22 protein-coding genes are annotated in these 23,888 nt (G+C 36.3%); 17 read left to right on the forward strand and 5 right to left on the reverse strand.

The annotated features are described in order from the left end of the window. Positions 1 to 3: 3 nt before the first annotated feature. From ilvC to FN756_RS03475, 13 genes are all read left to right on the forward strand, one after another. Positions 4 to 1,539, forward strand: coding sequence for a ketol-acid reductoisomerase (gene ilvC, locus FN756_RS03415; RefSeq protein WP_221929006.1), 1,536 nt, complete (start codon positions 4 to 6; stop codon positions 1,537 to 1,539). 177 nt (positions 1,540 to 1,716) lie between these two features. Beyond that, positions 1,717 to 2,958, forward strand: coding sequence for a competence/damage-inducible protein A (locus FN756_RS03420; protein WP_142601497.1), 1,242 nt, complete (start codon positions 1,717 to 1,719; stop codon positions 2,956 to 2,958). 187 nt (positions 2,959 to 3,145) lie between these two features. Further along, positions 3,146 to 4,582, forward strand: a complete 1,437-nt coding sequence (locus FN756_RS03425) for a C1 family peptidase (protein ID WP_142601498.1) — start codon at positions 3,146 to 3,148, stop codon at positions 4,580 to 4,582. Positions 4,583 to 4,780: 198 nt separating this feature from the next. Further along, a complete protein-coding gene (locus FN756_RS03430) occupies positions 4,781 to 6,877 on the forward strand; it encodes a caspase family protein (RefSeq protein ID WP_142601500.1) in 2,097 nt (698 codons plus the stop codon). Further along, positions 6,874 to 8,055 carry a CHASE2 domain-containing protein gene (locus tag FN756_RS03435; protein ID WP_142601502.1) on the forward strand — a complete coding sequence of 394 codons (1,182 nt, stop codon included), beginning with the start codon at positions 6,874 to 6,876 and terminating at the stop codon, positions 8,053 to 8,055. Before FN756_RS03430 ends, FN756_RS03435 begins: the two co-directional genes overlap by 4 nt. After that, positions 8,056 to 8,868, forward strand: a complete 813-nt coding sequence (locus tag FN756_RS03440; protein WP_142601503.1) for a hypothetical protein — start codon at positions 8,056 to 8,058, stop codon at positions 8,866 to 8,868. It begins immediately after the preceding gene. A 197-nt stretch (positions 8,869 to 9,065) separates the two neighbouring features. Beyond that, positions 9,066 to 10,403 (forward strand): dihydrolipoamide acetyltransferase family protein, encoded by a 1,338-nt coding sequence (locus tag FN756_RS03445; RefSeq protein WP_142601505.1) that lies wholly within the window; start codon positions 9,066 to 9,068, stop codon positions 10,401 to 10,403. A 72-nt stretch (positions 10,404 to 10,475) separates the two neighbouring features. Then, complete coding sequence (gene can / locus FN756_RS03450) at positions 10,476 to 11,105, forward strand: carbonate dehydratase (RefSeq protein ID WP_142601507.1); 630 nt, start codon at positions 10,476 to 10,478, stop codon at positions 11,103 to 11,105. Positions 11,106 to 11,212: 107 nt separating this feature from the next. Further along, positions 11,213 to 12,019 (forward strand): CHAD domain-containing protein, encoded by an 807-nt coding sequence (locus FN756_RS03455; protein ID WP_142601509.1) that lies wholly within the window; start codon positions 11,213 to 11,215, stop codon positions 12,017 to 12,019. 133 nt (positions 12,020 to 12,152) lie between these two features. Next, positions 12,153 to 13,361 carry an aminofutalosine synthase MqnE gene (gene mqnE, locus FN756_RS03460; protein ID WP_142601510.1) on the forward strand — a complete coding sequence of 403 codons (1,209 nt, stop codon included), beginning with the start codon at positions 12,153 to 12,155 and terminating at the stop codon, positions 13,359 to 13,361. Between the two features lie 52 nt (positions 13,362 to 13,413). After that, on the forward strand, positions 13,414 to 14,094 hold the full coding sequence (locus FN756_RS03465) for a histidine phosphatase family protein (RefSeq protein ID WP_142601512.1): 681 nt from the start codon (positions 13,414 to 13,416) through the stop codon (positions 14,092 to 14,094). A gap of 13 nt (positions 14,095 to 14,107) precedes the next feature. Further along, complete coding sequence (locus tag FN756_RS03470) at positions 14,108 to 14,866, forward strand: menaquinone biosynthetic enzyme MqnA/MqnD family protein (RefSeq protein WP_142601513.1); 759 nt, start codon at positions 14,108 to 14,110, stop codon at positions 14,864 to 14,866. A gap of 28 nt (positions 14,867 to 14,894) precedes the next feature. Continuing rightward, positions 14,895 to 15,662 carry a DUF3050 domain-containing protein gene (locus FN756_RS03475; RefSeq protein ID WP_142601515.1) on the forward strand — a complete coding sequence of 256 codons (768 nt, stop codon included), beginning with the start codon at positions 14,895 to 14,897 and terminating at the stop codon, positions 15,660 to 15,662. Positions 15,663 to 15,792: 130 nt separating this feature from the next. Here FN756_RS03475 and FN756_RS03480 read toward each other — a convergent pair whose 3' ends face one another. Further along, a complete protein-coding gene (locus tag FN756_RS03480) occupies positions 15,793 to 16,794 on the reverse strand; it encodes a zinc-binding dehydrogenase (protein ID WP_142601516.1) in 1,002 nt (333 codons plus the stop codon). 349 nt (positions 16,795 to 17,143) lie between these two features. Between FN756_RS03480 and FN756_RS03485 the strand changes: the two genes are divergently transcribed. Next, a complete protein-coding gene (locus FN756_RS03485; protein ID WP_142601518.1) occupies positions 17,144 to 17,914 on the forward strand; it encodes a pirin family protein in 771 nt (256 codons plus the stop codon). On the opposite strand, the gene FN756_RS03490 is transcribed toward FN756_RS03485, so the two are convergent. Together FN756_RS03490 and ribD are read right to left on the reverse strand one after the other, a co-directional pair. After that, positions 17,911 to 18,525, reverse strand: a complete 615-nt coding sequence (locus FN756_RS03490) for an IMPACT family protein (protein WP_142601519.1) — start codon at positions 18,523 to 18,525, stop codon at positions 17,911 to 17,913. The two genes, FN756_RS03485 and FN756_RS03490, sit on opposite strands and share 4 nt — an antisense overlap. Before the next feature lie 21 nt (positions 18,526 to 18,546). Beyond that, on the reverse strand, positions 18,547 to 19,596 hold the full coding sequence (gene ribD / locus FN756_RS03495) for a bifunctional diaminohydroxyphosphoribosylaminopyrimidine deaminase/5-amino-6-(5-phosphoribosylamino)uracil reductase RibD (protein WP_142601521.1): 1,050 nt from the start codon (positions 19,594 to 19,596) through the stop codon (positions 18,547 to 18,549). A 61-nt stretch (positions 19,597 to 19,657) separates the two neighbouring features. Here ribD and prmC point away from each other — a divergent pair, with 61 nt between their 5' ends. Beyond that, positions 19,658 to 20,563 carry a peptide chain release factor N(5)-glutamine methyltransferase gene (gene prmC / locus FN756_RS03500; RefSeq protein WP_142601523.1) on the forward strand — a complete coding sequence of 302 codons (906 nt, stop codon included), beginning with the start codon at positions 19,658 to 19,660 and terminating at the stop codon, positions 20,561 to 20,563. A 58-nt stretch (positions 20,564 to 20,621) separates the two neighbouring features. Beyond that, a complete protein-coding gene (locus FN756_RS03505; RefSeq protein ID WP_246085414.1) occupies positions 20,622 to 21,335 on the forward strand; it encodes a TlpA family protein disulfide reductase in 714 nt (237 codons plus the stop codon). A gap of 35 nt (positions 21,336 to 21,370) precedes the next feature. Here the strand turns inward: FN756_RS03505 and xerD are convergent, their stop codons facing one another. Beyond that, entirely contained in the window at positions 21,371 to 22,270 is a 900-nt protein-coding gene (gene xerD / locus FN756_RS03510; protein ID WP_142601524.1) for a site-specific tyrosine recombinase XerD, read from the reverse strand. A gap of 141 nt (positions 22,271 to 22,411) precedes the next feature. Between xerD and aroQ the strand changes: the two genes are divergently transcribed. Continuing rightward, entirely contained in the window at positions 22,412 to 22,828 is a 417-nt protein-coding gene (gene aroQ / locus FN756_RS03515) for a type II 3-dehydroquinate dehydratase (protein WP_142601526.1), read from the forward strand. A gap of 7 nt (positions 22,829 to 22,835) precedes the next feature. Here the strand turns inward: aroQ and FN756_RS03520 are convergent, their stop codons facing one another. Beyond that, positions 22,836 to 23,843: a glycosyltransferase family 2 protein gene (locus tag FN756_RS03520; protein ID WP_142601528.1), complete on the reverse strand. Its 1,008-nt coding sequence runs from the start codon at positions 23,841 to 23,843 to the stop codon at positions 22,836 to 22,838. Positions 23,844 to 23,888 lie beyond the last annotated feature (45 nt).

Here is a 23,888-nt window from a genome sequence, read left to right on the forward strand (position 1 = left end):
AAAATGGCACAAAATAATTACGCTGAATTAATGGATGCAGCAATTGAACTGAAATCAACCAATTATTTCAATACGCTTTCATTAAGAGAGAAATTAAATCAGTTAGGTGTATGCGAGTTTTTAGACGGAAGCCATTTCTCGGATGGTGTTAATGCTTTAAAAGGCAAAAAAATAGTTATTGTGGGCTGCGGTGCCCAAGGTTTAAATCAAGGATTAAACTTAAGAGATTCGGGCCTTGATGTTTCGTATGCACTACGTGAAGAAGCCATTGCAGCTAAACGTCAATCATGGAAAAGTGCAACTGATCATGGTTTTGCAGTAGGTACCTATGAAGAATTAATTCCAACAGCTGATTTAGTAATCAACTTAACTCCTGATAAACAACACACAGCAGTAGTGTCAGCTGTAATGCCATTGATGAAACAAGGTGCTACCTTATCTTATTCACACGGTTTCAACATCGTTGAAGAAGGAATGCAGATCCGTAAAGATATTACTGTTATCATGGTGGCGCCTAAATGCCCTGGTACTGAAGTTCGCGAAGAGTTTAAAAGAGGTTTCGGTGTACCAACCTTAATCGCGGTACATCCTGAAAATGATCCTCAAGGAAAAGGATGGGCACAAGCAAAAGCATATGCTGTTGGTACAGGCGGACATAAAGCTGGTGTATTGAAATCATCTTTTGTGGCTGAAGTAAAATCAGATTTGATGGGTGAACAAACTATTCTTTGTGGTTTGTTGCAAACCGGTTCAATTTTATGTTTCGACAAAATGGTGGAAAAAGGAATTGACAAAGGTTATGCAGCTAAGTTGATTCAATACGGCTGGGAAGTTGTAACTGAAGCTTTAAAACAAGGTGGTATCACTGCAATGATGGATCGTCTTTCTAATCCTGCTAAAATCAAAGCCTTTGAAGTATCAGAAGAATTAAAAACCATTATGCGTCCATTGTTCCAAAAACATCAGGATGATATCATGAGCGGAGTTTTCTCTTCAACGATGATGACAGATTGGGCAAATGACGATAAAAATTTATTGACCTGGAGAGCTGCAACTGGCGAAACTGCTTTTGAAAAAACTGCAGCCGGTGATGTTAAAATTTCTGAACAAGAATTCTTTGACAATGGTTTGTTAATGGTTGCAATGGTAAGAGCCGGTGTTGAATTAGCTTTTGAAACCATGGTTGAGTCGGGAATTATTGCTGAATCAGCTTATTACGAGTCATTGCACGAAACTCCTTTGATCGCAAATACCATTGCACGTAAAAAATTGTTCGAAATGAACCGTGTAATTTCTGATACCGCAGAATACGGTTGTTATCTATTTGATCATGCTTGCAAACCGTTATTAGCTGACTTCATGAAAACAGTGGACACTGATATTATCGGAAAAAACTATAATGAAGGAAAAGATGCAGGGGTTGACAACAAGACTTTAATTGCTGTAAACAGCGCTATCCGTTCGCATCAGATTGAAGCGGTAGGTAATGTGTTAAGACAGGCAATGACTGCTATGAAATCAATCAGCACTGTTGCTTAACCCAACATTTTTTCTAATTAATCCTTAATAATAAATGCTGTCGTTGCAGAGTCCTCCTGATTTTCTCAGGGGGATTTTCTGTTTTTTAGAAAAACAGAATCCTTCTTTCAAAATAAAAATTCATTTCAAGTATTGAAAAATAAATACTCAATTTAGCTGAATAAAAATCCTGGAAACATGTTTGTAGAGATCATAACCATTGGTGATGAAATATTAATTGGACAAGTTGTTGACACCAATTCTGCCTGGATGGCCAAGAAGCTGAATGACATTGGTTTTGCTGTTAAACAAATCACTTCGATAAGCGATAATAAAGAAGAAATCTTAAAAACATTAAAGGAAGCTGCTTCAAGAGCCGATCTTATCCTGATAACGGGCGGATTGGGGCCTACCAAAGACGATATTACCAAGCACACGCTTTGTGAATATTTCGGGTCAAAGCTGGTTATGAACGAAGCTGCGCTCGAAAATGTAAAGCGAATCTTTGCCCGTTTCAATCGTCCGATGATTGATTTAAATGTTCGTCAGGCCGAAGTACCTGAGAATTGTACCGTGATCCAAAATGAAAATGGTACTGCTCCCGGGATGTGGTTTGAACATGAAAGTAAAATATATGTTTCCTTGCCTGGAGTTCCATTTGAGATGATGGCAATGATGCAAAATTACGTATTGCCTAAAGTTCAGGATAAATTCGGGCAGGGTGTAATTGTGCATAAAACCTTGATCACTGCCGGCTTGGGTGAGTCCTTCCTTGCTCAATCCATAGAAATGATTGAAGATAGTCTTCCGACGCATATCAAATTAGCCTATTTACCCAAATTGGGTTTAGTCCGTTTACGATTAAGCGCCTATGGAATTAACAAAAATGATTTACAGCAGGAGGTCGACACTTTTGCTACACAGATCATCGAAAAACTAAAAGACCATATAATTGCCGAGGACGATATTACCATTGAGCAAGCTATACTACAAAAACTAATGGCCGAAGGCAAAACATTAACTACTGCCGAAAGCTGCACAGGAGGGTATATCGCTCATTTGCTTACCATGAATCCCGGATCGTCAAAGGCATATATAGGAGGAGCGGTTACGTACTCCAATGAGCTTAAAATGCAACTATTAGGTGTTAAAGCCGATACAATAGCACAACATGGCGCCGTTAGTGAAGAAACGGTTAAAGAAATGGCCTTAGGTGCACAAAAAAACTACAATGCTGATTATGCTATTGCCTGCACAGGAATTGCCGGTCCTGATGGGGGAACGCCTGAAAAACCTGTGGGCACCGTTTGGATAGCAATAGCCGGACCCGAAAAAGTAATAGCAAAGAAGTTTCAATTCCAAAACAAACGCACACAAAACATTGAACGGACAGCCGTTAGTGCTTTTTATATGCTGTGGAATTTGATGAAGGATATTTAATAATTTCTTTTAAATATTGGATTTTAAAACATTTATTATCAGATATTTTAATTTCAATTATATAATCTTTTTTATTATTCAATAACAATTATTCTTTCAAAGATGATAGTTTACCCATGAGGAAAAAATACCTGATTAGGAGTATTTTTTTTCTCCATTTTTGTATGTATTTTCCTTAAAAAAAATTATGTCAAAATTTATACTACGGTTTTCCTACATAATTATCATCTGCTTATTTTCCAATGTCATACATGCACAAAACAATTTTCCAAAAGGTTTAGATTTTGATGATGAAAACTATTCACAAGTTCCCAAAAAAGCGAAACTTACACGAGGCTTGGAATCTGTTCCGTCTAAAGCCTCATTAAAATTATATGCCCCTACTCCTAAAAGCCAGGGAGATCATGGTACCTGTACTGCTTGGGCAACCGCATATTGTGCTAGAACCATTGTTGAGTCTATAAAAAATAATTTAACAGATAAAGAACAAATTACTGCAAATGCATATTCTCCCGCTTTTTTATTTCGATTATTAAAACCTAATGATGCTGTTTGTGAAGGGGGGGCAAGTATAAATATTGCTTTACTAAGACTAAAAGAAACTGGCATTCTTCCTTTTAAGGATGCATCAGATCAATGCATTCCAAGTATAACAGAAGATCAATTGTCTTTGGCCTCTAAAACTAAGATTAAAGACTTTATGAAGATTTTTGACACAAATTCTGCTATGGAAATTAAAATTCAGGCTACCAAAAAATCATTGTCTGAGCAAAAACCGGTTCTCATTGGTGCACTGTGTCCGCCTTCATTTAATTATGCAAAGAAACTTTGGACCCCTAATGAAGTTGCTGATCCAGTAAAATACGGTGGCCATGCTATGTGTGTAGTTGGTTATGATGATGAAATGTATGGTGGAGCTTTTGAAATTCAAAACAGTTGGGGTACTACCTGGGGTGATGGCGGGTATACATGGGTTACATATGCAGATTTTGCAAATTTCGTGCGATACGCATTTGAAATGGTTGATTTACCGGAACCTAAACCTGAAGTACCTGACCTTTCAGGTAGTTTAAAATTTGTGTTGGCCTCAGGGCAAGAAATGCCTGCTAATTTATTAATCTCAACCAGAGGCTTAAAAGTTGTACCTGTAAAAACAGCGCCCGGTCCATTAACCCTTTATCAAACAGCAGAACCGTATACTTCAGGAACACGTTTTCGGATGTATATTTCCAACAACGAGCCTGCATTTGTGTACGCCATTAGTACCGACCTGAGCAATGAAATAACGAAAATATTTCCTTATGAAGACGGTATTAGCGCTGCACTTACTGATAAAAAAAATGATGTGGCTATCCCTGATGAAGATCATTATATTGAATTTGATGAAAAACCTGGCAAAGACTTCCTGTGTGTGCTGTACAGCAAAGATGAATTGAAGATTAATGATTTGATTGAGAAAATCGGCAAACAGGAAGGTTCATTTAGTGAGCGAATATTTAAAGTTATAGGCGATAAAATGGTTGACCCCAAAAATATTCAATTTTCAAAAGATAAATTATCATTTCAGGGGTATAGCAGGGGAAAACAAGTGGTTGCCATGATGGTGGAGTTGGAGCATAAATAACCAATCAAAAACAGTGTCAAAGGGCAATTTCCTCAGTTTGGCTAAATAAAAGAAGCAGGTGAAGAGGGATATGATTTCAATTATTCAAAAATAATAGTCAAATGAACAAAATTAAATTATCCATTATACTATTGCTTTATATTAGCCAGACATGTAGGCAGTGATTATATTTTTATGAAGAAGTAAACTGCAAAAATTATGAGAAAAATACTACTTACTCTATTATTTTTAATTTTCGTTTCGATTGTCTATTCACAATCGATTCTCTCACCTTACGCAACTAATCAGGATTATAAATCCTATAATCAAGCTCAAAAACTCTGGAAAAATGGAGATTATGTTGAAGCTGAAAAGTTTTACAGAAAAGCTTATACCAATAGTGGAAATGTTTCATATTTATGGACATTAGCAAAAAATAAATTTGAAATAGGTGATGTAAAGGGTGCCAATTTGGTTTATGATATCATCATTAAAGATCAAACTGAATATGTACAGGGGAAACCTCAAGTTTTTCGAACGAATCATTTAAATCCGTTTTATTTTGAAAAGATAGATAACAACTTTAAAAAAGGTGATCCAGAGGTCGGACTGGCTTCATCCCTGGAGTTTGTTGAAACGATGGGGGATAAGATTGGATTTACAGAAAGTAATCTCTTTATAGCCGTGTATACCTCGGCAACTGAGACCGCCTTTGCACTGGACAATAAAGCTGCCCTCATTAAGCTGCATGAGAAGGCAGCAAGTGTAAAAAATGGCGAATACGGTGAGTTTTTAAGTTTCGTATATCTCAATATATTGAATAAAGATTACGAAAAGGCGCTCACAAGAATTGAAGAAGTGCAAAAGAATGGCGGAGGTTTCATGAACTCTAAATTAGTTGCCAATAGCTTATTGCCAACTCTTTATGCCCATATGGGAGAAAATGAAAAGGCTCTGGCTGCTATAGACAAGGCGAAAGGGAGTATTCTCCTAGGAGAGGATTACTTTCATTATGTTTATGGATTAATCGCGCTTAATAAAAAAGATTATAAGGAAGCGGTTGATCGTTTCACCAAGGCCATAAAGGGTTATAAGTTTATAGTTCGCATAGAGCCAGCAGCAAAATACAAGCATTATACCAAAAGAGCCGAAGCATATCTGGGCCTCGGCGATTTAATTCAGGCAAGAAAAGATTATGAATCGGCTCTGGTTTACAATCCTTCATTCGAACCTGCATTAAATGGAATTGCAAAACTGGAAGGAAGGATGATCAATAACCTGAAAACTGATAAAACTCCTCCGGTAATTGTGATCACAGAGCCAGCCGTAAGTAGAGGGTTAAAAGTCACTGCAAATGGAAACGATATTATGGTTAGGGGGAAAGCTACAGATGCCGCCGGTATTAAATCAGTTACTTTAAACGGTCAGCAAATTTATTCAAAGAATGATGGAGATTTTTGGGGCAATGTATCTCTAGCAGCGGGTGCTAACAAAATTGTGGTTAAAGCCACTGATTTAGCAGATAATTCTATTGAGGAAACCTTTGAAATAGAAAAACCAGTTAATCCTGTAAATTCTTCAACTGAAATTGTTCCTGTAACAGTTAAAGAAGGAAGAAACTTCGCAGTATTGATAGCAAGTCAAAATTATGAAGACTCATCCATTCCATCTTTAGAAAACCCCATTTCGGATGCAGTTAAATTAAAGATGGTTCTTAAAAATAGTTACAATTTTACTGAGGATAATGTTTTAACATTGTTTAATCCAGAGCGATCTGATTTTAAAAAGAAATTCTTACAAATTTCAGAGTTACTACAACCTGAGGACAACTTAATTATCTTCTATGCCGGCCATGGTATTTGGGTGGATAAAGAAAAGAAAGGATATTGGTTGCTAACAGATGCTAAACGCAACGATGTAAATACCTGGTTGCCCAACAAAGAAGTTTTAAATATGATTGCTGAGTTACCTGCGCGTCATACATTGTTAATCACCGATGCCTGCTTCTCTGGTTCGGTATTTAAAACCCGTGGTCTCGGAGCTAATGCACCTACTGTCATCAAGGAAATGGACAATAAAATCAGTCGTGTAGCGATCACTTCCGGTAATGATACAGAAGTTCCGGACGAATCGGTATTTATGAAATACTTAGTGAAAGCACTTTCTGAAAACAAGGAGAAATACCTGACCGCACAAAAAATGTTCATTACGCAAATTATTGAGGCGGTAATGAATGAAACGAAAACCGAACCTCGTTATGGAACTTTGGAACTGGCAGGACATGTGGGTGGTGATTTTATTTTTAGTAAAAAATGAGAAATTGGTTGAAATGGCTCATTAGTTTTGGACATGCCATTTTATTATTGGTGCTTACTGCTTTTTGGATAAATACCGATTTTAGTTATGGCGATGAGCAATTGCTGGTAAAATGGTCTTCTATTTTTAAAAGAGTTATACTTAATATCGATCAAGATCCTCCGAAATCAGACTTCTTGTTCATCAATCTTGCATTTGAAAAAGCCCTTATTCCACAAGAAGAAGGGTTGGGTAATGAAGTGATTACGGATCGGGCCAAACTTGCTCAATTCTTTGAAATGCTAAAACGAAATCAAAAATCAGTAAAATTTACGATTTGTGATGTTTTTCTGAAAGGACGATCAGAAAACGACAGCTTACTTCAAAGTAGTATTTCAGGGATAAAGAATATTGTTTTCCCAACGCACCATGATGAGAATGGAAAAATTGAAGAGCTTGATATTAACGTTCCTTGCGCTATTGCCGACTACCGCATGGCAAGCGGAGGTTTTCTGAAATTCAAACTTTTTCAAGATGAAAAGCTTAAAACACTACCAGTTTACCTCTTCGAAAAAACAGAAGGAAGAAAAATTTCAGGCAATCACGGAATATATCTTGATAAAGGAAAATTAAGCCTAAATTCCGTAATTATTGATTATCAGATAAGGAGTCATGAACTTTTTCAACAGGGAGAATATCCTGTGGTAAATCTTTCAGAACTTCTTATTCTACCCGAGGAAATAATTGTAAACGATTTTTTAAAGAATCGTATTGTATTAATGGGCGACTTCAATAATGATGTTCATGAAACTATTTTTGGTTCAACTCCGGGTACGTTAATACTGCTGAATGTTTACCTTACTCTAAAAGCTGGATATCATATTATTACATACTGGTGGCTTATTTTTATAGTGCTGGGCTATACTGTTTTTTCAAGGTTGATGCTTTTTCCTGATAATGATAATGAGAAGCTCAAGAAAATAAATTGGATTGGGCCCTTATTTGGAAGTGTTACTTATCTTTCAGTTCTATCTATGATATCATACTTGTTATTCAATATACACATTCAGGTTCTAATATTAACTTTATACGTTAGTTTGCTCAGATACTCAATTCGATTAAAAAAGATAGAATGGAATGCACAACAAGTGAAGGAATGGGCATTAGGTTTACGTGAAACATATTTTAATTTTAAATAGATGATAGGAAAATTACTTACAGTTTTTTTATTGATTTCTACCGTCATGATTACCCCGGGAGAAAAATATTATGTGACTTTTATTAAAGGCAATGTACTGTTAGAACGTACAAAAAAACAGGTAAAAATTGGTGATAGACTGAACCAGGAAGATAAACTTGTTTTTGGGGATAAAACAGCAAAGGTGTCTTGTATTAGTCCAGGAAAGGGAAGGTTCGACATTTCCGCCCAAACACTAAAGCCGGATGCTCAAGGAGAGTTATTGGCCGTGTTGCGTTCTACACTGGTTCCTGCAGCCGGAACATATCATTTAAGTACACGATCTTTATCAGACCAAAATGATGATCCTGAAAATTATTTTAAAATCGGTGACAATGATCATTTTTTAATTCTAGAAAATGAAATGATACCTATAGATCCAAAATATTTAATTGGAGGAGTTAATTTTTTCTTTGTGCAATATACTGTTAATGGTAAAACCATCCTAAAGAAGGTGTCTAGCCAAGGTAATTCAATCACTTTCAATAAAAATTTGTTTATTGATGAAAAGGGAAAGGCATTAGATCCAGATAAATATGTAAACACATTGCTTTGCTTTCAGGAAAGTGTTAATGGAAGTTCAAAATCTAAAATTATTGCCAAGTTTACTCCTGTTGTAGTAAGTAAAGAAGAATTACTTGCTGAAATTTCTGTTCTGAAAACTAATCTTATTAATCTTAAAAATGTACCAGCAGTTAAAAACGAAATATATGCGCATCTTACTGCTAATTACGGTACTGTAAATATTAGCCTTTTTGAAAGCTTAGTGAATTAATGAAGAAAAATATAAGTGTCATTAAGAAACTGCCAAAGGAGTTATTCTAGGGGTAGTATAATTAAATCTATATTGACCATAGGCTATCAATGGATTCTAATTTCCATTAACTATTTCCTTCATTCTTGTTCAATAAAATTTCTACCTTTACCCCACCAAATAATAACCTTAATTAAGTCGAAAAACACGAATAATCTATGGCACGTTACGAACTTATAATGCCTAAAATGGGTGAAAGTGTAGCAGAAGCTACTATCATCAAATGGGTAAAGAACATCGGGGATAAAATAGAAGCTGATGAAAGCGTATTGGAGATCGCAACCGATAAAGTTGACTCTGAAGTGCCATCACCTGTATCTGGAACGCTCGTTGAAATGCTCTTTCATGAAAATGATGTGGTACAGGTTGGAGCTACCATAGCTATATTGGAAACAGAAGTTGGAGCTTCGGGAACTCCTGGTAACGAACCGGCTCCGGTAAAGTTTGAAGAAGCAGCGGTGGAAGAATTACCTAATGAGAATTTGGTTAATGCAACGCTCGGACGTACAGAAGTCGCTCCTCGCACCAATGGAATTCGTTTTTACTCGCCACTTGTTCGTACCATTGCTGAAAGCGAAGGAGTAACCGCTTCTGAACTTGATTCAATAAATGGCACGGGTGCTGAAGGTCGTGTAACGAAACAAGATATTTTAGCATTCGTGCAAAGTCGCAAACAAGGAACTGCTGCTCCTGTTCCCGAAAAGCCAAAAGCAGAACCTGCTCCAATTCAAGCAGCTCCCAAGGTATCTGCAACCGAAATAAAAGCTCCGGTTGTATCAATAAGCGGCAATGACGAAGTGATTGAGATGGATCGTATGCGCAAATTAATTGCTGATCACATGGTGATGAGTAAGCATGTTGCACCTCATGTAACTTCATTTGTTGAGGCCGATGTTACCAATTTGGTACATTGGAGGGAGAAAATGAAGAAAACATTTGAAAAACGTGAAGGCGAAAAAATTACATTTACTCCAATATTCATTGAAGCAATTGCAAAAGCAATTAAAGACTTACCAATGGTGAATATTTCAGTTAATGGTACTCAAATCATCGTTCGTAAAAATATAAACATTGGGATGGCTACAGCCTTGCCATCAGGAAATCTGATTGTTCCGGTAATTAAAAACGCCGATCAAATGAATCTTGTAGGTTTAACTAAATCTGTCAATGATCTGGCTAACCGCGCCAGAAACAATAAGTTACAACCTGATGAAATCCAAGGAGGAACATTCACTTTAACGAATGTAGGTTCATTTGGTAATGTAATGGGTACACCGATCATTAACCAGCCACAGGTTGCCATTTTAGCCGTAGGTGCAATCAAGAAAAAGCCTGCGGTAATTGAAACTGAATTTGGTGATGTTATTGCCATTCGTCACATGATGTTCCTTTCATTATCGTACGATCACCGTGTGGTTGATGGTTCATTAGGAGGAATGTTTGTTCGAAAAGTGGCTGATTATTTAGAGTCCTTTGACCCGAATCGGGATATTTAATTATTTTTGTAAACCGATCGATTTTCGATCGGTTTTTTTATAAAATCTCAAATACTTCTGTCAAACAAAAAAATGAAAGATATTACTCAGCTTTTCGAAAACAACAAAAAATTTGTAGAACGCAGACTTGGCGCTGATGAAAATTACTTTAAAAACTTGGCCAAATTGCAAGCTCCTAAATATTTATGGATAGGTTGCGCTGATAGTCGGGTACCGGCAAATGAAATTACAGGATTGGAGCCGGGTGAAGTTTTTGTACACCGTAACATTGCAAACATGGTGGTACATACAGATATTAATTGCCTCTCCGTGATTCAGTATGCTGTTAAGGTGTTAAAAGTAGAGCATATTTTGGTAGTAGGACATTACGGTTGCGGAGGAGTAAAAGCGGCTATGGGAAATGCCAATATCGGATTGATTGATAATTGGTTGCGAAACATAAAAGATGTTTATCGTATGCATGAAACCGAATTGGATGCCGTTACTGATGAAGAAGCGCGTTTTAGATTACTTTGCGAATTAAATGTAAAGGAGCAGGTACTAAATGTTTGTAACACAAGTATTGTTCAAAAAGCATGGCAAGGCGGTCAGGACCTTACTGTACACGGTTGGATTTTTGATGTTGCAGATGGAATCCTTCAGGATTTGAATGTGTCAATTTCTGAAAAAAGTCAAATCAATAAGATCTATCATTTTCATTAATAAAAAGTTAATAGTTATTGGTTATTAGTTTAATTTTAGTTGATATAAATAATTGTATCCCAATTATTTACCATTAGCCTAGTTAATCTAATAACCAATATACATAGATGCTGGATCCGTATAAACTTTGTGAACCGTTAAATTACAATACACTACTCGCTTCATTTAGTAAGTTGGAATACTCGCGTGATCCAGAAGTTATACATGATCTACGCTTGCAGCTGAAAGGAATACGCACTGTCATTATTTTTTGTCATACCGCCAGGCCTTCCAAATTTCCCAATCAAAAACACATTCCTGAAATTAAATTGATCTTTAATCATTTAGGTGTTATTCGCGACTATTTCCAATCCGAAAAACTTGCACCTGAATTTTTCAATGAAGAGTCTTTTATATTAAAGGCTTTTCAAGGTGAGTTAAGAGCATCGCGGGCAAAGGCCGAATCAGAGCTTGTACTTCTACTCAATTTAACACCCATTGAATATTTGAAAAAACTGAATATCAGTTTAGAACATCAAATAAAAAAGTGGCATGACAATAGAAAACTGAATAGAATTTCGAAAAAGTTCGTGCATTTAACCCAAAAAAGAATTATAAAGTTAAAAAAGCGAAAACTTACCAACGATCACTTACATGAAATCCGAAAAGAACTAAAACGTATTTATTTAATTCAGGCAGCAATTCATTCTGAAGAATCACAAAAACCGGTAAAAGAACTGGCGAGACAACTTGGAGATTTGTGTGATTTGCTAATCCTTAAACGCTTCCTGAAAATATTCATAAAGGCTAACAAACATAATTTTAGTAAAGTTTCGAATGTTGCCTTGAATCAGGTGATTAAATGTATAAATCAAGAAATCAAAGCGGTTCGATTTGCGAGTATAGATAGTTTAAATCTGCCATTTGAATTCTGATATTTTAAATAGTTGATAAACAATAAGATATGAAACTTCTTTAAATAAATCAAAAACCAAAGTTCCCTTTTAGCGTTTTTCTCATTAAAGACAGATTTACTGTCTGAATTAGTATTTTTGTCAAAAAAACTTCATGAGATCCGCTGAGCAACTACATACCTTATTAGCCGATAAAAATCTTTCCAAAGACCTGCATGACATTGCCCAAAAAATAAAAAACGAAGAACGAATTACCTTTGATGAAGGCGTTTTACTCTATGAGAAGGCTGATGTAGGATATTTAGGGGTCTTAGCCAATTATATTCGCGAAAAAAAACATGGTGATACTACCTATTTCAATAGAAACTTCCATATAGAACCAACCAATCTATGCGTTTACGATTGTAAATTCTGCTCATATTCCAGGTTAATTAAAGAACGAGCTGAAGGATGGGAATACACCATGGACCAAATGTTTGAAATGGTGACCAAATACGATGGACAACCCGTTACTGAAGTCCATATTGTGGGAGGTGTACTTCCTCAATACGATATGAAGTTCTATTCTGAATTCTTCAGTCGTATCAAAGCCCACCGTCCGGAACTGCATGTTAAAGCACTAACACCGGTTGAATATCATTATATCTTCAAAAAGGCAAAAGTTAATTATGCTGATGGGATGCAAGCCATGAAAGAAGCCGGTTTGGATTCCATGCCAGGTGGTGGAGCTGAAATATTCCATCCTGAAATTCGTGAGCAAATTGCCGCTGATAAATGCACTGGAGATCAATGGTTGCAAATACATGAAGAATGGCATAAACTAGGAATGCGTTCTAATGCAACAATGCTGTATGGCCATATTGAGCAGTACTGGCATCGGGTACACCATATGGAGGAATTAAGAAAGCTTCAGGATAAAACCGGAGGCTTCCAAGCGTTTATTCCATTAAAATTCCGCAATAAAGACAATCAAATGTCGAATGTGTCAGAAGCATCAGTAATAGAAGATTTACGGAATTATGCCATCAGTCGGATTTACCTCGATAATTTTGATCACATTAAATCTTATTGGGCAATGATTGGCCGTTCAACTAGTCAGCTTTCACTAAATTTTGGTGTGGATGATATTGACGGTACAATTGATGATACTACTAAAATTTACTCAATGGCCGGTGCCGAAGAGCAGCATCCGGGTATGAGCACTAGAGAGTTAGTGGAACTTATTAAACATGTAGGCCGTTACCCTGTGGAACGTGATACGCTTTACAACATTGTTACCGATTTTAAGGATGTGGTTTTTGAAGAGGAAAGGCCAAATTATTTTGCCTTACCTGTCATTAATCCAACGGCAACAAAAAACTAATTTTTATACAGCGGTTGCATTAAACAAAATGCGATCGTTCTAATTTTTGATTATGAAGGAAATTCTAGGAGATCACCCGGCGTTTATGGATACGGAACACTCATCCCCCCGGAACTATAAAAAAGTACTCTATATTTTACGACATGGAGAAACGGATTATAATCAAAAAGGAATTGTGCAGGGAAGAGGAGTTAACACGGATTTGAATGACACCGGCCGGCAGCAGGCCCAAAAATTCTTTGAAGCTCATAAGCATATTCATTTCGATAAAATATATACTTCAACGTTAAAACGTACGCATCAAACTGTTGCTTATTTTTTAGATAAAGGCATTGCCTGGGAACAACATTCCGGTTTGGATGAGCTGGATTGGGGTGAAAATGAGGGTCGTCCGAATTCGCCAGATGTTCAAAATAGTTTTCATAGTATCACCGGAATGTGGACGGAAGGTAATTATGAAGTAAGATTTCCGGGTGGAGAAAGCCCTCTTGATGTAAGCGAACGTCAGCGGGAGGCCTTGCAGCATATTTTATCGAAAGAAGATGAACAACATGTGTTAGTATGTATGCACGGTAGAGCTATGCGAATTCTCCTTTGTCAACTCACAAACCTTGAATTACGTAATATGGATTCATTTATTCATCAAAATACCTCTTTGTATAAACTGGGTTTTGATGGTGAACGTTTTGAACTACTCGCTTTTAATTCAATTGATCATTTAGAAGATTTATAGTAAGAATTTATTAATGAGCCATTTAAATAAGATAAAAATATCAGCAGTATCCTATACTAATACCAAACCTTTTCTTTTTGGAATTGAACATTCAGGTATTCTAACTAAAAATATCATTGATCTTTCTTTGGATATTCCGGCTGATTGTGCTGAAAAAGTAATTGACGGGCGTGCCGATGTCGGATTAATTCCTGTCGCTGCATTAGTAAAACTCCCTTATTATGAAATCATTTCGGATTACTGCATAGGAGCAAACGGGGCAGTAAATTCAGTATTTCTATTCAGCTTAAAGCCAATTAATGAGGTAAAAACAGTTCGATTGGATACTGAATCAAGAACTTCAAATAATCTGGCTAAAATCCTAATATCCAACTACTGGAATATTGAAACAGAATATAATTCGGATACAAATTCGGATGCATTTATACTCATTGGCGACCGTACTTTCGGTAAAAAACACAATTATCCTTATGTTTATGATTTAGCAGAAGAATGGAAAAACTTCACAGGACTGCCTTTTGCCTTTGCTGTATGGGCTTCTAATAAACCAATACCAGAAGGTATAAAAAATGAATTCAATGAAGCATTGAAATTGGGTATTGATAATCGTGAAGAACTGTTAAAAAAAATAGACAAACGTTCTGATTTCGATCTTGATGATTATCTTCTGCATAAAATAGATTACGTATTTGATGATAAAAAAAAACAAGCCCTTCAGTTATATCTTTCTTACCTGAAACTGCTTAACGAAGAATCTATACTAGTTAAGTAAAATCATCGCACATAAGCAATTATTACATATGTCAGTTCGTATTGAACAATTAAAGAAAAACATTGAACCTATTCGCCAGCAGCTAATTGTCCATCCTGTTTATTCAAAAATAAAGAGCATTGAGCATCTGCGCATTTTTATGAAGCATCATGTTTATGCAGTATGGGATTTTATGTCGCTTTTAAAAAATCTGCAACATGGGTTAACCTGCACCACAGCTCCCTGGAAACCTATTGGCTCGGCTACAACAAGGTACTTGATAAATGAAATTGTAACCGGAGAAGAAAGTGACGTTACTCCAAACGGGGAACGGATGAGCCACTTCGAACTCTACCAAATGGCAATGAAACAAAGCGGTGCCGATAAAGCACAGCTTAAATTTTTCCTTGATTGTGTTACCGGTATTTATTCGGTGGAGAATGCTTTACGTGTTGCAGAAGTGCCTAATTCGGTGGCGCAGTTTGTTAACTTCACGTTCGATACAATTGCTAAAGGAAAACTGCATGCGCAGGCTGCTGTATTTACTTTTGGTAGAGAGGACCTGATTCCCGACATGTTTATTTCTTTACTGAAAGATATGGATAGGGAGTTTCCAGGAGAGATAAGCTTGTTTAAATACTACATTGAACGACACATTGAAGTTGATGGAGGTCATCACGGAGGGCTCGCTGTACAAATGACTGAAGAACTTTGTGGAAACGATGAGTTGAAATGGCAAGAAGCCGAAAATGCTGTTATAGAAGCATTAAAAACAAGAATAAAACTCTGGGACGGAATTGTAGCCAAACTTAATTAAGTTATAAGTAGTAAATGTAAAAAGCCGATATTTTAAACGGCTTTTTACTTTGAGAATGATTTCTTAAAACTACTTAGATTTCTAACTTTTATTTAAAAGTTTTCAGTTTTCAGTTTTCAGTTTTCAACTTTTATGATTCCTGACTCAGAATAATTTTTCCAAATTGTTCTGATTTACTTATGCGTTCCAATGCATCGTTTGCCTCGTTAAAACCAAAAACTTTGTCAACAACTGGTAATAATTGATGTTTTTGAACAAAGTCAATCATGCTTTCAAAATCAGCTTTTGTACCCATGGTTGACCCTAATATTGAAAGCTGTTTCCAGTAGATACGGCGAGGGTCCAACTCCGGAACATTTCCATTGGTTGCACCATAGAGAGCTATACGCCCTCCCGGATTGGCTAATTCAATTAATTGTTTAAACCCCGGACCGCCGGCGCTATCAATAATTACATCGAAACCACCTGCCTGTCCTTTCAAATCATCCACCCAATTGCTATTGCGATAATTTGCTCCTCCATATGCACCCAAGAATTTTGCCTTTTCAATCTTTTCCGGATTTCCTGAAGTTACGTATACTTCTGCACCTTCAGCTACCGCAAATTGCATGGCAAATAAGGCTACACCGCCACCCACACCTGATATTAATACCTTTTCACCTTTCATTGCGCCCGCGCGTTTAAAAAGCGCCCTAAAGGCAGTTACTCCTGCCAATGGTAATGATGCGGCTTCTGCATAACTTAAATGGCCCGGCAAAGGGTACAAGTTATCAACAGGTACCTTAACATATTCAGCAAAAGTTCCATTATCGGGCAATCCTAATATTCTGAAATCTTTACTTTGTGCCCGGTAATCATCACCCCAATGGCTGGAAGGGTTAATGATCACTTTCATGCCGTTCCATTTATTATCAACATCTTGACCAAGTTCTTCCACCAAACCAGCTCCATCAGAGCCTAAAATGATTGGATATTTAATACCAGCATACAAACCCTTTTGAATCCATAAATCACGACGGTTAAATGAGGATGCATTAATCTTGACCAATACTTCGCCACTGTTCAAAACGGGTTTTTCAACTTCTCTTTCTATTAAAGGTTTGTTTAAACCTTCTAAAACCAAAGCTTTCATATACTTGCTTTAAGTAATTATTTTTTAATTATTTATAACACTAATATTAAAGTTTTTCTTAAACTATTTTTATGACTTTGACGAGTCAAGCAAAATAGCTCATTGAAAATAAGCAGCCATAATTTCGAATAAGGTTGGGTACATCCTTCGTATAAATAAGAATAGGCAAAATACTGTTACTAAATTTACAACAATATCAGCTTTTTACAGTGTTTATACATGACACGAAGCAAAATTAAATTAGTTATGATGTCAATTGAAAAACTAACTACTCACGAATAATTATTATTAGAAAAACAATTCCTTAAAATAAAGGTTAAAATGTAGTGCAATGGCAATGGAGTAAAAGATGAAACTGGCGATTTATACACGTGATAAGCAGGTTGACGGCTCATTTAATGACGGAACTATTTTAGAAAAAAAACCAATTGGATTTCCACAGGAAGGTGGAAAACTAATGCCTTATTCAAATTTGTTTTATTGGGCACATGCTTGGGCCCGTAAAACCAGTACTATACCTGAACATCCTCATAAAGCCTTTGAAATACTATCTTTTGTGCTTGAGGGCGAAATTGATCATTACGACAATAAACTAAAGAGTTGGGTAAAATTGCATGCCGGTGATATTCAGATTATTCGTGCCGGAAAAGGTATTAGTCATGCCGAAAAATTATACCAAGGCACATCTATTTTTCAAATATGGTTTGATCCCAACTTTTTTAAGACCATTCAAACAGACCCAAGTTATAATGATTATCATTCGGATATCTTTCCAATTATCGATAAAAATGGATTTGTAAGAAAAATTCTGAAAGGACGAGGCTCTCCATTGCAAATGGAAAGCGAGGGTGTTGAGATTGAAGAAATTAAATTTAAAGCATCGGATGTAATGATGGATTTAAGTCCTGAATCTATCCATTCATTCTTTGTGCTTTCAGGATCATTATCCATTAGCGGAAAAAAGCTTTTAACTGAAGATTTCTTTATCGTTTCTAACACTTCACAGGTTGTAATACGAAATGCAATCGGGGCTACCTTGTTTTTAATTAGCACACCACTTCACTTAAGTTACCAAACCTATGCTGAACGTTATTTGTCAAATGAACAATCTTCTGCTTAAACAGTCCGAAGATAGGTCACTTTTACCTCTTTCAATGCCTCAAGTTTACTCACAATCTTGTTCACTGATGATTTTTTTAATTCAAACTCGATTGAACAGGCATTATCAAAAAACTGATTCATGATATTCACATCCTCATCTTTTAATACTTTCATTACATCATTCATTTGCAAGTATTCAAAATCTATTCGATAAATATCGTTCACCGTTCGGTTAACAATTTCTGCAGTCTGTAGTGTTTCAATGGTAGCTTGTTTGTATGCATTGATCAAACCGGGTACGCCTAACAAAGTTCCTCCAAAGTAGCGAACCACCACTACAAAAATATTTGTGACTTCTTTAGAAAATAAAACATTCAAAATCGGGCGGCCTGCAGAACCAGCAGGTTCCCCATCATCGTTCACTCTAAATACCGTTTTATCAAGTCCGAACCGATAGGCATAACAATAATGACGAGCGGTTGGATGATCTTTCTTAACCTTCATTAAGCATTCCTTGACCTGATCTTCCGTTTTTACCGGAAATGCATAGCCAATAAATTTGCTTCCACGGTCACGAAAAATTCCCTCAGCAGGCGATAAAATAGTTTGATATGTATCTTCAAAAAGCATTAGTAATTAGATCTGCATATTTTAACTGAGAGAGTTGTGAAAAACTTTCAATTCATCATCTTCAATCATTTCTTTTGAAACGATTTTTCCGGAGAGTAAAGGAGCGGGGATACCCGTTTTTAAAAATTTATTGCCGGTAAATATCCGTGCTTCATCCCATAGACCATAGCTAATGAATTGGTTTAGCAAGTGTGCCCCACCTTCAATAATAACCGATTGAATATCCTGTAAATACAATTGGTACATGATAAACTGCGGCAGGTATTCATTAAACTCTAATTGATTAAAATGGATATTGTTCTCGATATCCGTTTTAATCTCATTATAAACGATGGTTTTGGCTGAATGATCAAATATTTTTAAGTTTGAAGGAAGTTCTAATTTTCTATCAATAACCACACGAACCGGATTGCGGCCTTGCCATTCGCGAACGGTTAATGCTGGATCATCAGCTAAAGCCGTATTCTTTCCGATTAATATCGCATCTTCTTCAGTGCGCCATTTATGAACCAGCTCTTTTGAACGGTCTCCTGTAATCCAAAACTGTTTACCATTGGTTGGAGCAAAAAAGCCATCTTGTGTTTCAGCCCATTTTAAAATGATGTAAGGACGATGTTTCGTTTGCATGGTTATGAAACGTTTGTTCAATTCCAAACATTCCTTTTCCAAAATACCTGCGGTCACCTCTATTCCTGCTGCCTGAAGCTTTGCTATTCCTTTTCCACTCACTTTTTCAAATGGGTCAACACAGCCGATAACTACTTTAGATAGTTGATGGTGAATAATCAGATCGGAGCAGGGTGGAGTTTTACCAAAATGTGAACAGGGTTCAAGGCTTACATAAATAGTTGATCTGCGAAGCAGTGCTGCTGCATTCGGGTATTTTTCCAAAACAGCGTTGATGGCATTTACTTCTGCATGGTGCTGACCATATTTTTTGTGATACCCCTCACCAATAATTTTTCCATCACATACTACAACAGCCCCAACCATCGGATTCGGACTAACAGCGCCTTGGCCGTTTAGGGCAAGTTCAATACAACGTTTTATGAAGAGTTGATCGTTATTCATGAGATGTTCCAAAAGTAAGAAGTTCTGGGTTTAAGTTATAACTAATAACTATTTTTGCGCTATGCCTACCATACAAACCATCGAGCAGGAATTAGTAGAACAACTTAAAACCATTTATGATATCAATGAAGCTCGCAGTATTACATCCATTGTGCTTCAACATATCCTTCAACTTTCCAGAACCCAGTTATCAATTAGCAAAGAAAAAGAGTTGACTGATCAACAAGTGCGTTCTTTCGAAATGCTAACCGAAGAGTTGATGCTTGGAAAGCCGATTCAATACGTATTAGGAGAGACTGAGTTTTACAGTTGCAGAATTAAAGTGAATGAGAATGTATTGATTCCAAGACCAGAAACCGAGGAATTGGTGGATTGGATAATTAAGTCAGTCATCGGTCATCAGTCGACAGTAAAAGAGACTCAAGACTCTGGATTTAAGACTCTGGACTTAAAAATTCTGGATATTTGTACGGGAAGTGGTTGTGTTCCAATTGCCTTAAAAAAGAATATACCGGAAGCCGAAGTTTCCGCTTGTGATATTTCGCATGAAGCATTGGAGATGGCGATGAAAAATGCGGTGCTTAATAAAACGGAAATTCGATTTTTTAATAGTGATGTTTTAAGTTCCTCATTCTCCCATTCTATTACTTCAACGTTCAATGTTATTGTTAGCAATCCCCCTTATGTAAGAAACTTAGAAAAACAGTTGATGCATAAAAATGTGCTGGAGTTTGAACCGCATTTGGCTTTATTTGTAGAAGACCATGATGCCTTAATTTTCTATCGTAAGATCACCGAATTTGCTAAATCCAAACTACAACCTGGAGGCATGCTTTTCTTCGAAATAAATGAAGCCTACGGAAACGAAATAGCTGAATTACTTGGCCAAAATAATTTCACAGAAATTGAAATCAGGAAAGATATGTTTGGTAAAGATCGTATGGCAAAAGGAGTTTTAAAGTTATAAGTAATAAGTTTTAAGTCGATATTAGTCTTTATTCTTGAATTTTTGTTCTTTCCTCAATATGAGAAAACTGTTGTTATTCGTTTGTTTAATTCCGCTGTTGAGTTGTGCTCAGCCGAACAAAAAAACTGAAATGACTTATAAGAATGCTAATGGCAAATCGATTAGCTATGATGAAATGAGTTACTTGCTGCTAACAGGTGATTACAAAATGCAGCAATTGAAAAACGCTGAAGGCGATTATAATGAGATTCGTTTGTTAAAAACAACTCCCTCAGAAAAAGAAACCGCATTATTTGCCCTAGCTACTCCAAATTTATTCTTTGAAAAAGGAAAAGAAGTTCCAAATGAAGAGTTCACCACGCTGGATGGAAAAACACTTCGTTTTGAACAATTAAAAGGGAAGGTGGTCGTAGTGAATTTCTGGTTTACGACCTGTGCTCCCTGTTTAAAAGAAATACCCGAACTAAATGAATTGGTTGAAAAATATAAAGCCAATGATCAGGTAGTTTTTCTTGCTTTCTCAACAGATAAAAAGGACGTTTTAGAGAGATTTCTGAATACAAAGAAATTCAATTATCAACAAATTCCGGATGTCGGTAAAATGTTAGATAACTATGAAATCAGTTATTTTCCTTCCAACCTGATTATTACATCTGAAGGGAAATCATACTTTTTCACCAGCGGATATATTCCCACCATTAAATCGATTCTGGATTACATGATTGAAACCAATCTTAAATCATCAGTCGGTAAACCTCAGTCAATTCATTAATAATTTTTATTCTTTCACTTAAACTTTTAAGCTTATTACGCTCTGGGATGAAATTGGATGATCGTATCTCGCAGATAATCGCGATCGAGATGCGTGTAAATCTCAGTGGTGGTTATTGATTCATGGCCCAGCATTTCCTGTACCGCTCTCAAATCGGCACCACCTTCAATAAGATGAGTAGCAAAAGAATGCCTGAACGTATGTGGACTAATGCTTTTGTTTAAACCGATCTTCTCTGCTAAAGCTTTAATAATCATAAAAACCATCACTCGCGAAAGCTTTGTGCCGCGTCGGTTCAGAAAAAGATAATTTTCATTTCCAGGTTGTATTGAAATCAAGGATCGGATTTGCTCACGATAAATCGTTATTAGCTTTATAGCTTCTGTACTCATTGGCACCAAGCGCTCCTTATTTCCCTTTCCAACAATCTTCAAAAATTCTATATCGAAATAAAGATCCGATATCTTCAAATTAACCAACTCTGAAACCCGCAAACCGCTTCCGTAAAGGGTTTCAAGCATTGCTTTGTTTCGCTGCCCGTCGGGTTTTGATAAATCAATAGCTTCGATAAGATTATTGATATCATAGATGCTTAACGTGTCCGGAAGTTTTCGCGCTAATCTGGGACCTTCAATCAAAAAAGTAGGATCGGAGCTGATCAGATCTTCCATTAATAAATATTTATAAAAAGCTTTCAAACCTGATAGAACGCGGGCTTGTGTGGTAGCCATCATGCCTAATTCATTAATCCAAACGATAAAATCTTTTAGATGTTCAGTCGTGACCTTTGTTGGAGAAATACTTAAAGTTCTATATTCAAAAAACTGCATAAGTTTCTCAACATCATGAATATATGCATTCACCGAATTGCCTGACAACGACCGTTCAAGTCGGAGGTATGATTTAAATCCTTTTAATGTTGATTGCCACTCCATATTTAGTATTGAGCTATAAATTCTCACAAAGTAAAAGCAAATTTCGAGATGATAAACGGTTTGATTGTTTAATTTGTTGAATTAAACTTATTATTGTATAATTTGAATTTAGAACTAATAAGCATATACGCATATCTAAACATGAAAATACTCATACTTAACGGACCTAACCTTAATTTGCTTGGAAAACGTGAACCCGAAGTTTACGGAACGCAAACTTTTGAACACTATTTTGAAGAATTGAAAGCCAAATATTCAATTATTGATATGGAATATTTTCAAAGTAACTCAGAAGGTGCTCTGCTTGATAAATTACATGAGGTAGGTTTTACGTTTGACGGAATTATATTTAATGGAGGAGCTTATACGCATACTTCCATAGCCTTGGCTGATGCAATAGCCGCTATCAAAACTCCCGTTATTGAAGTACATATCTCTAATGTGCACGCCAGAGAGGAATTCCGCCATCATTCTCATTTTTCAAGAGTATGTAAAGGAGTAATAGTGGGTTTAGGCTTAGATGGATACCGTTTAGCGTTAGAGAGTTTTTTAGGATAAAGCTGAATTAGAATAGTTCAACAAACTTCTTTTTTCCTCTCACAAAATAATCCCAAACAATGCTTTTTGAATAGTTTCCATGGCTATTAGCGTGTGCTGGACTTTTTGATCGTTTCCATTTTTTTAAACCAAGCAGAAAGTGAGTATGCGCTTTATTAATGGAAAAAGCGTTTTTGAACTTTCCTGCAGCCATGAATTTAAACCATGCTAAGAGATCAAGCCAGAAACGAATAAAAAGTGTTGAAAATAACTTATTAGATGGCAGGTTTTTATACAGAATCACTAGATTGTTTCTAAAGTTCAAGTAGGACTTAAAAGGACTTTCTGCATTTAACGTTCCTCCGCCAACATGATAAACTTCTGAGTTTGGGCAATAAACAACCTTTAATCCTTGGTTTTTCAATCGCCAGCAAAGATCAATCTCTTCCATGTGAGCGAAGAGATCGGCGTCTAAGCCTTCAGCCAAATCAAAATACTTCTTCTTAACAAACAATGCTGCGCCTGATGCCCAGAATATTTCAGAAGCTGTATTGTATTGTCCTTCGTCTTTTTCTACCGTATTAAAAATTCTTCCCCTACAAAAAGGATAACCGAAGCGATCCATAAAGCCACCAGCAGCACCTGCATATTCGAAATATTCTTTACGGTTGTAATCTTTAAGTTTGGGTTGAGCAACTGCAATCAAATCATCGCTTTTCATTAATTCGATTACGGGTTCAATCCAACCAGAGGCGACTTCCACGTCTGAATTAAGCAAAACAAAATAATCAGCATTTACTCGTTCTAAAATTTTGTTATAGCCACCGGCATATCCGTAATTCTGATCGTTTTCAAGTACTGTTACTGTAGGATAGGTGTTCTGAACAAATTCCACAGAATCATCTGAGGATGCATTATCTCCAACAATAATTTCTAAATTTTGATAGGTTGAAGCTGTAACGGAAGGAAGAAATTTCTCCAGGTATTTTTTTCCGTTCCAATTAAGTATAACTACAGCTACTTTTGGGTGATGCATAAAAAGTATTGAGTGAGATATGTGTACTGAGCAAAGATTAGAAAA

This window comes from Solitalea koreensis, from assembly GCF_900182575.1.
Classification (GTDB): domain Bacteria; phylum Bacteroidota; class Bacteroidia; order Sphingobacteriales; family Sphingobacteriaceae; genus Solitalea; species Solitalea koreensis.

What these genes read in the sequence shown, in the direction of transcription:
- prmC (WP_142601523.1), top strand. Translation starts at nt 19,658, where the DNA reads ATGCCTACCATACAAACCATCGAGCAGGAATTAGTAGAACAACTTAAA.
- mqnE (WP_142601510.1), top strand. Translation starts at nt 12,153, where the DNA reads ATGAGATCCGCTGAGCAACTACATACCTTATTAGCCGATAAAAATCTT.
- FN756_RS03475 (WP_142601515.1), top strand. Translation starts at nt 14,895, where the DNA reads ATGTCAGTTCGTATTGAACAATTAAAGAAAAACATTGAACCTATTCGC.
- FN756_RS03485 (WP_142601518.1), top strand. Translation starts at nt 17,144, where the DNA reads ATGAAACTGGCGATTTATACACGTGATAAGCAGGTTGACGGCTCATTT.
- FN756_RS03490 (WP_142601519.1), bottom strand. Translation starts at nt 18,525, where the DNA reads ATGCTTTTTGAAGATACATATCAAACTATTTTATCGCCTGCTGAGGGA.
- FN756_RS03435 (WP_142601502.1), top strand. Translation starts at nt 6,874, where the DNA reads ATGAGAAATTGGTTGAAATGGCTCATTAGTTTTGGACATGCCATTTTA.
- FN756_RS03420 (WP_142601497.1), top strand. Translation starts at nt 1,717, where the DNA reads ATGTTTGTAGAGATCATAACCATTGGTGATGAAATATTAATTGGACAA.
- FN756_RS03440 (WP_142601503.1), top strand. Translation starts at nt 8,056, where the DNA reads ATGATAGGAAAATTACTTACAGTTTTTTTATTGATTTCTACCGTCATG.
- FN756_RS03465 (WP_142601512.1), top strand. Translation starts at nt 13,414, where the DNA reads ATGAAGGAAATTCTAGGAGATCACCCGGCGTTTATGGATACGGAACAC.
- xerD (WP_142601524.1), bottom strand. Translation starts at nt 22,270, where the DNA reads ATGGAGTGGCAATCAACATTAAAAGGATTTAAATCATACCTCCGACTT.
- FN756_RS03520 (WP_142601528.1), bottom strand. Translation starts at nt 23,843, where the DNA reads ATGCATCACCCAAAAGTAGCTGTAGTTATACTTAATTGGAACGGAAAA.
- aroQ (WP_142601526.1), top strand. Translation starts at nt 22,412, where the DNA reads ATGAAAATACTCATACTTAACGGACCTAACCTTAATTTGCTTGGAAAA.
- FN756_RS03455 (WP_142601509.1), top strand. Translation starts at nt 11,213, where the DNA reads ATGCTGGATCCGTATAAACTTTGTGAACCGTTAAATTACAATACACTA.
- FN756_RS03480 (WP_142601516.1), bottom strand. Translation starts at nt 16,794, where the DNA reads ATGAAAGCTTTGGTTTTAGAAGGTTTAAACAAACCTTTAATAGAAAGA.
- FN756_RS03445 (WP_142601505.1), top strand. Translation starts at nt 9,066, where the DNA reads ATGGCACGTTACGAACTTATAATGCCTAAAATGGGTGAAAGTGTAGCA.
- ilvC (WP_221929006.1), top strand. Translation starts at nt 4, where the DNA reads ATGGCACAAAATAATTACGCTGAATTAATGGATGCAGCAATTGAACTG.
- FN756_RS03425 (WP_142601498.1), top strand. Translation starts at nt 3,146, where the DNA reads ATGTCAAAATTTATACTACGGTTTTCCTACATAATTATCATCTGCTTA.
- FN756_RS03430 (WP_142601500.1), top strand. Translation starts at nt 4,781, where the DNA reads ATGAGAAAAATACTACTTACTCTATTATTTTTAATTTTCGTTTCGATT.
- FN756_RS03505 (WP_246085414.1), top strand. Translation starts at nt 20,622, where the DNA reads ATGAGAAAACTGTTGTTATTCGTTTGTTTAATTCCGCTGTTGAGTTGT.
- can (WP_142601507.1), top strand. Translation starts at nt 10,476, where the DNA reads ATGAAAGATATTACTCAGCTTTTCGAAAACAACAAAAAATTTGTAGAA.
- FN756_RS03470 (WP_142601513.1), top strand. Translation starts at nt 14,108, where the DNA reads ATGAGCCATTTAAATAAGATAAAAATATCAGCAGTATCCTATACTAAT.
- ribD (WP_142601521.1), bottom strand. Translation starts at nt 19,596, where the DNA reads ATGAATAACGATCAACTCTTCATAAAACGTTGTATTGAACTTGCCCTA.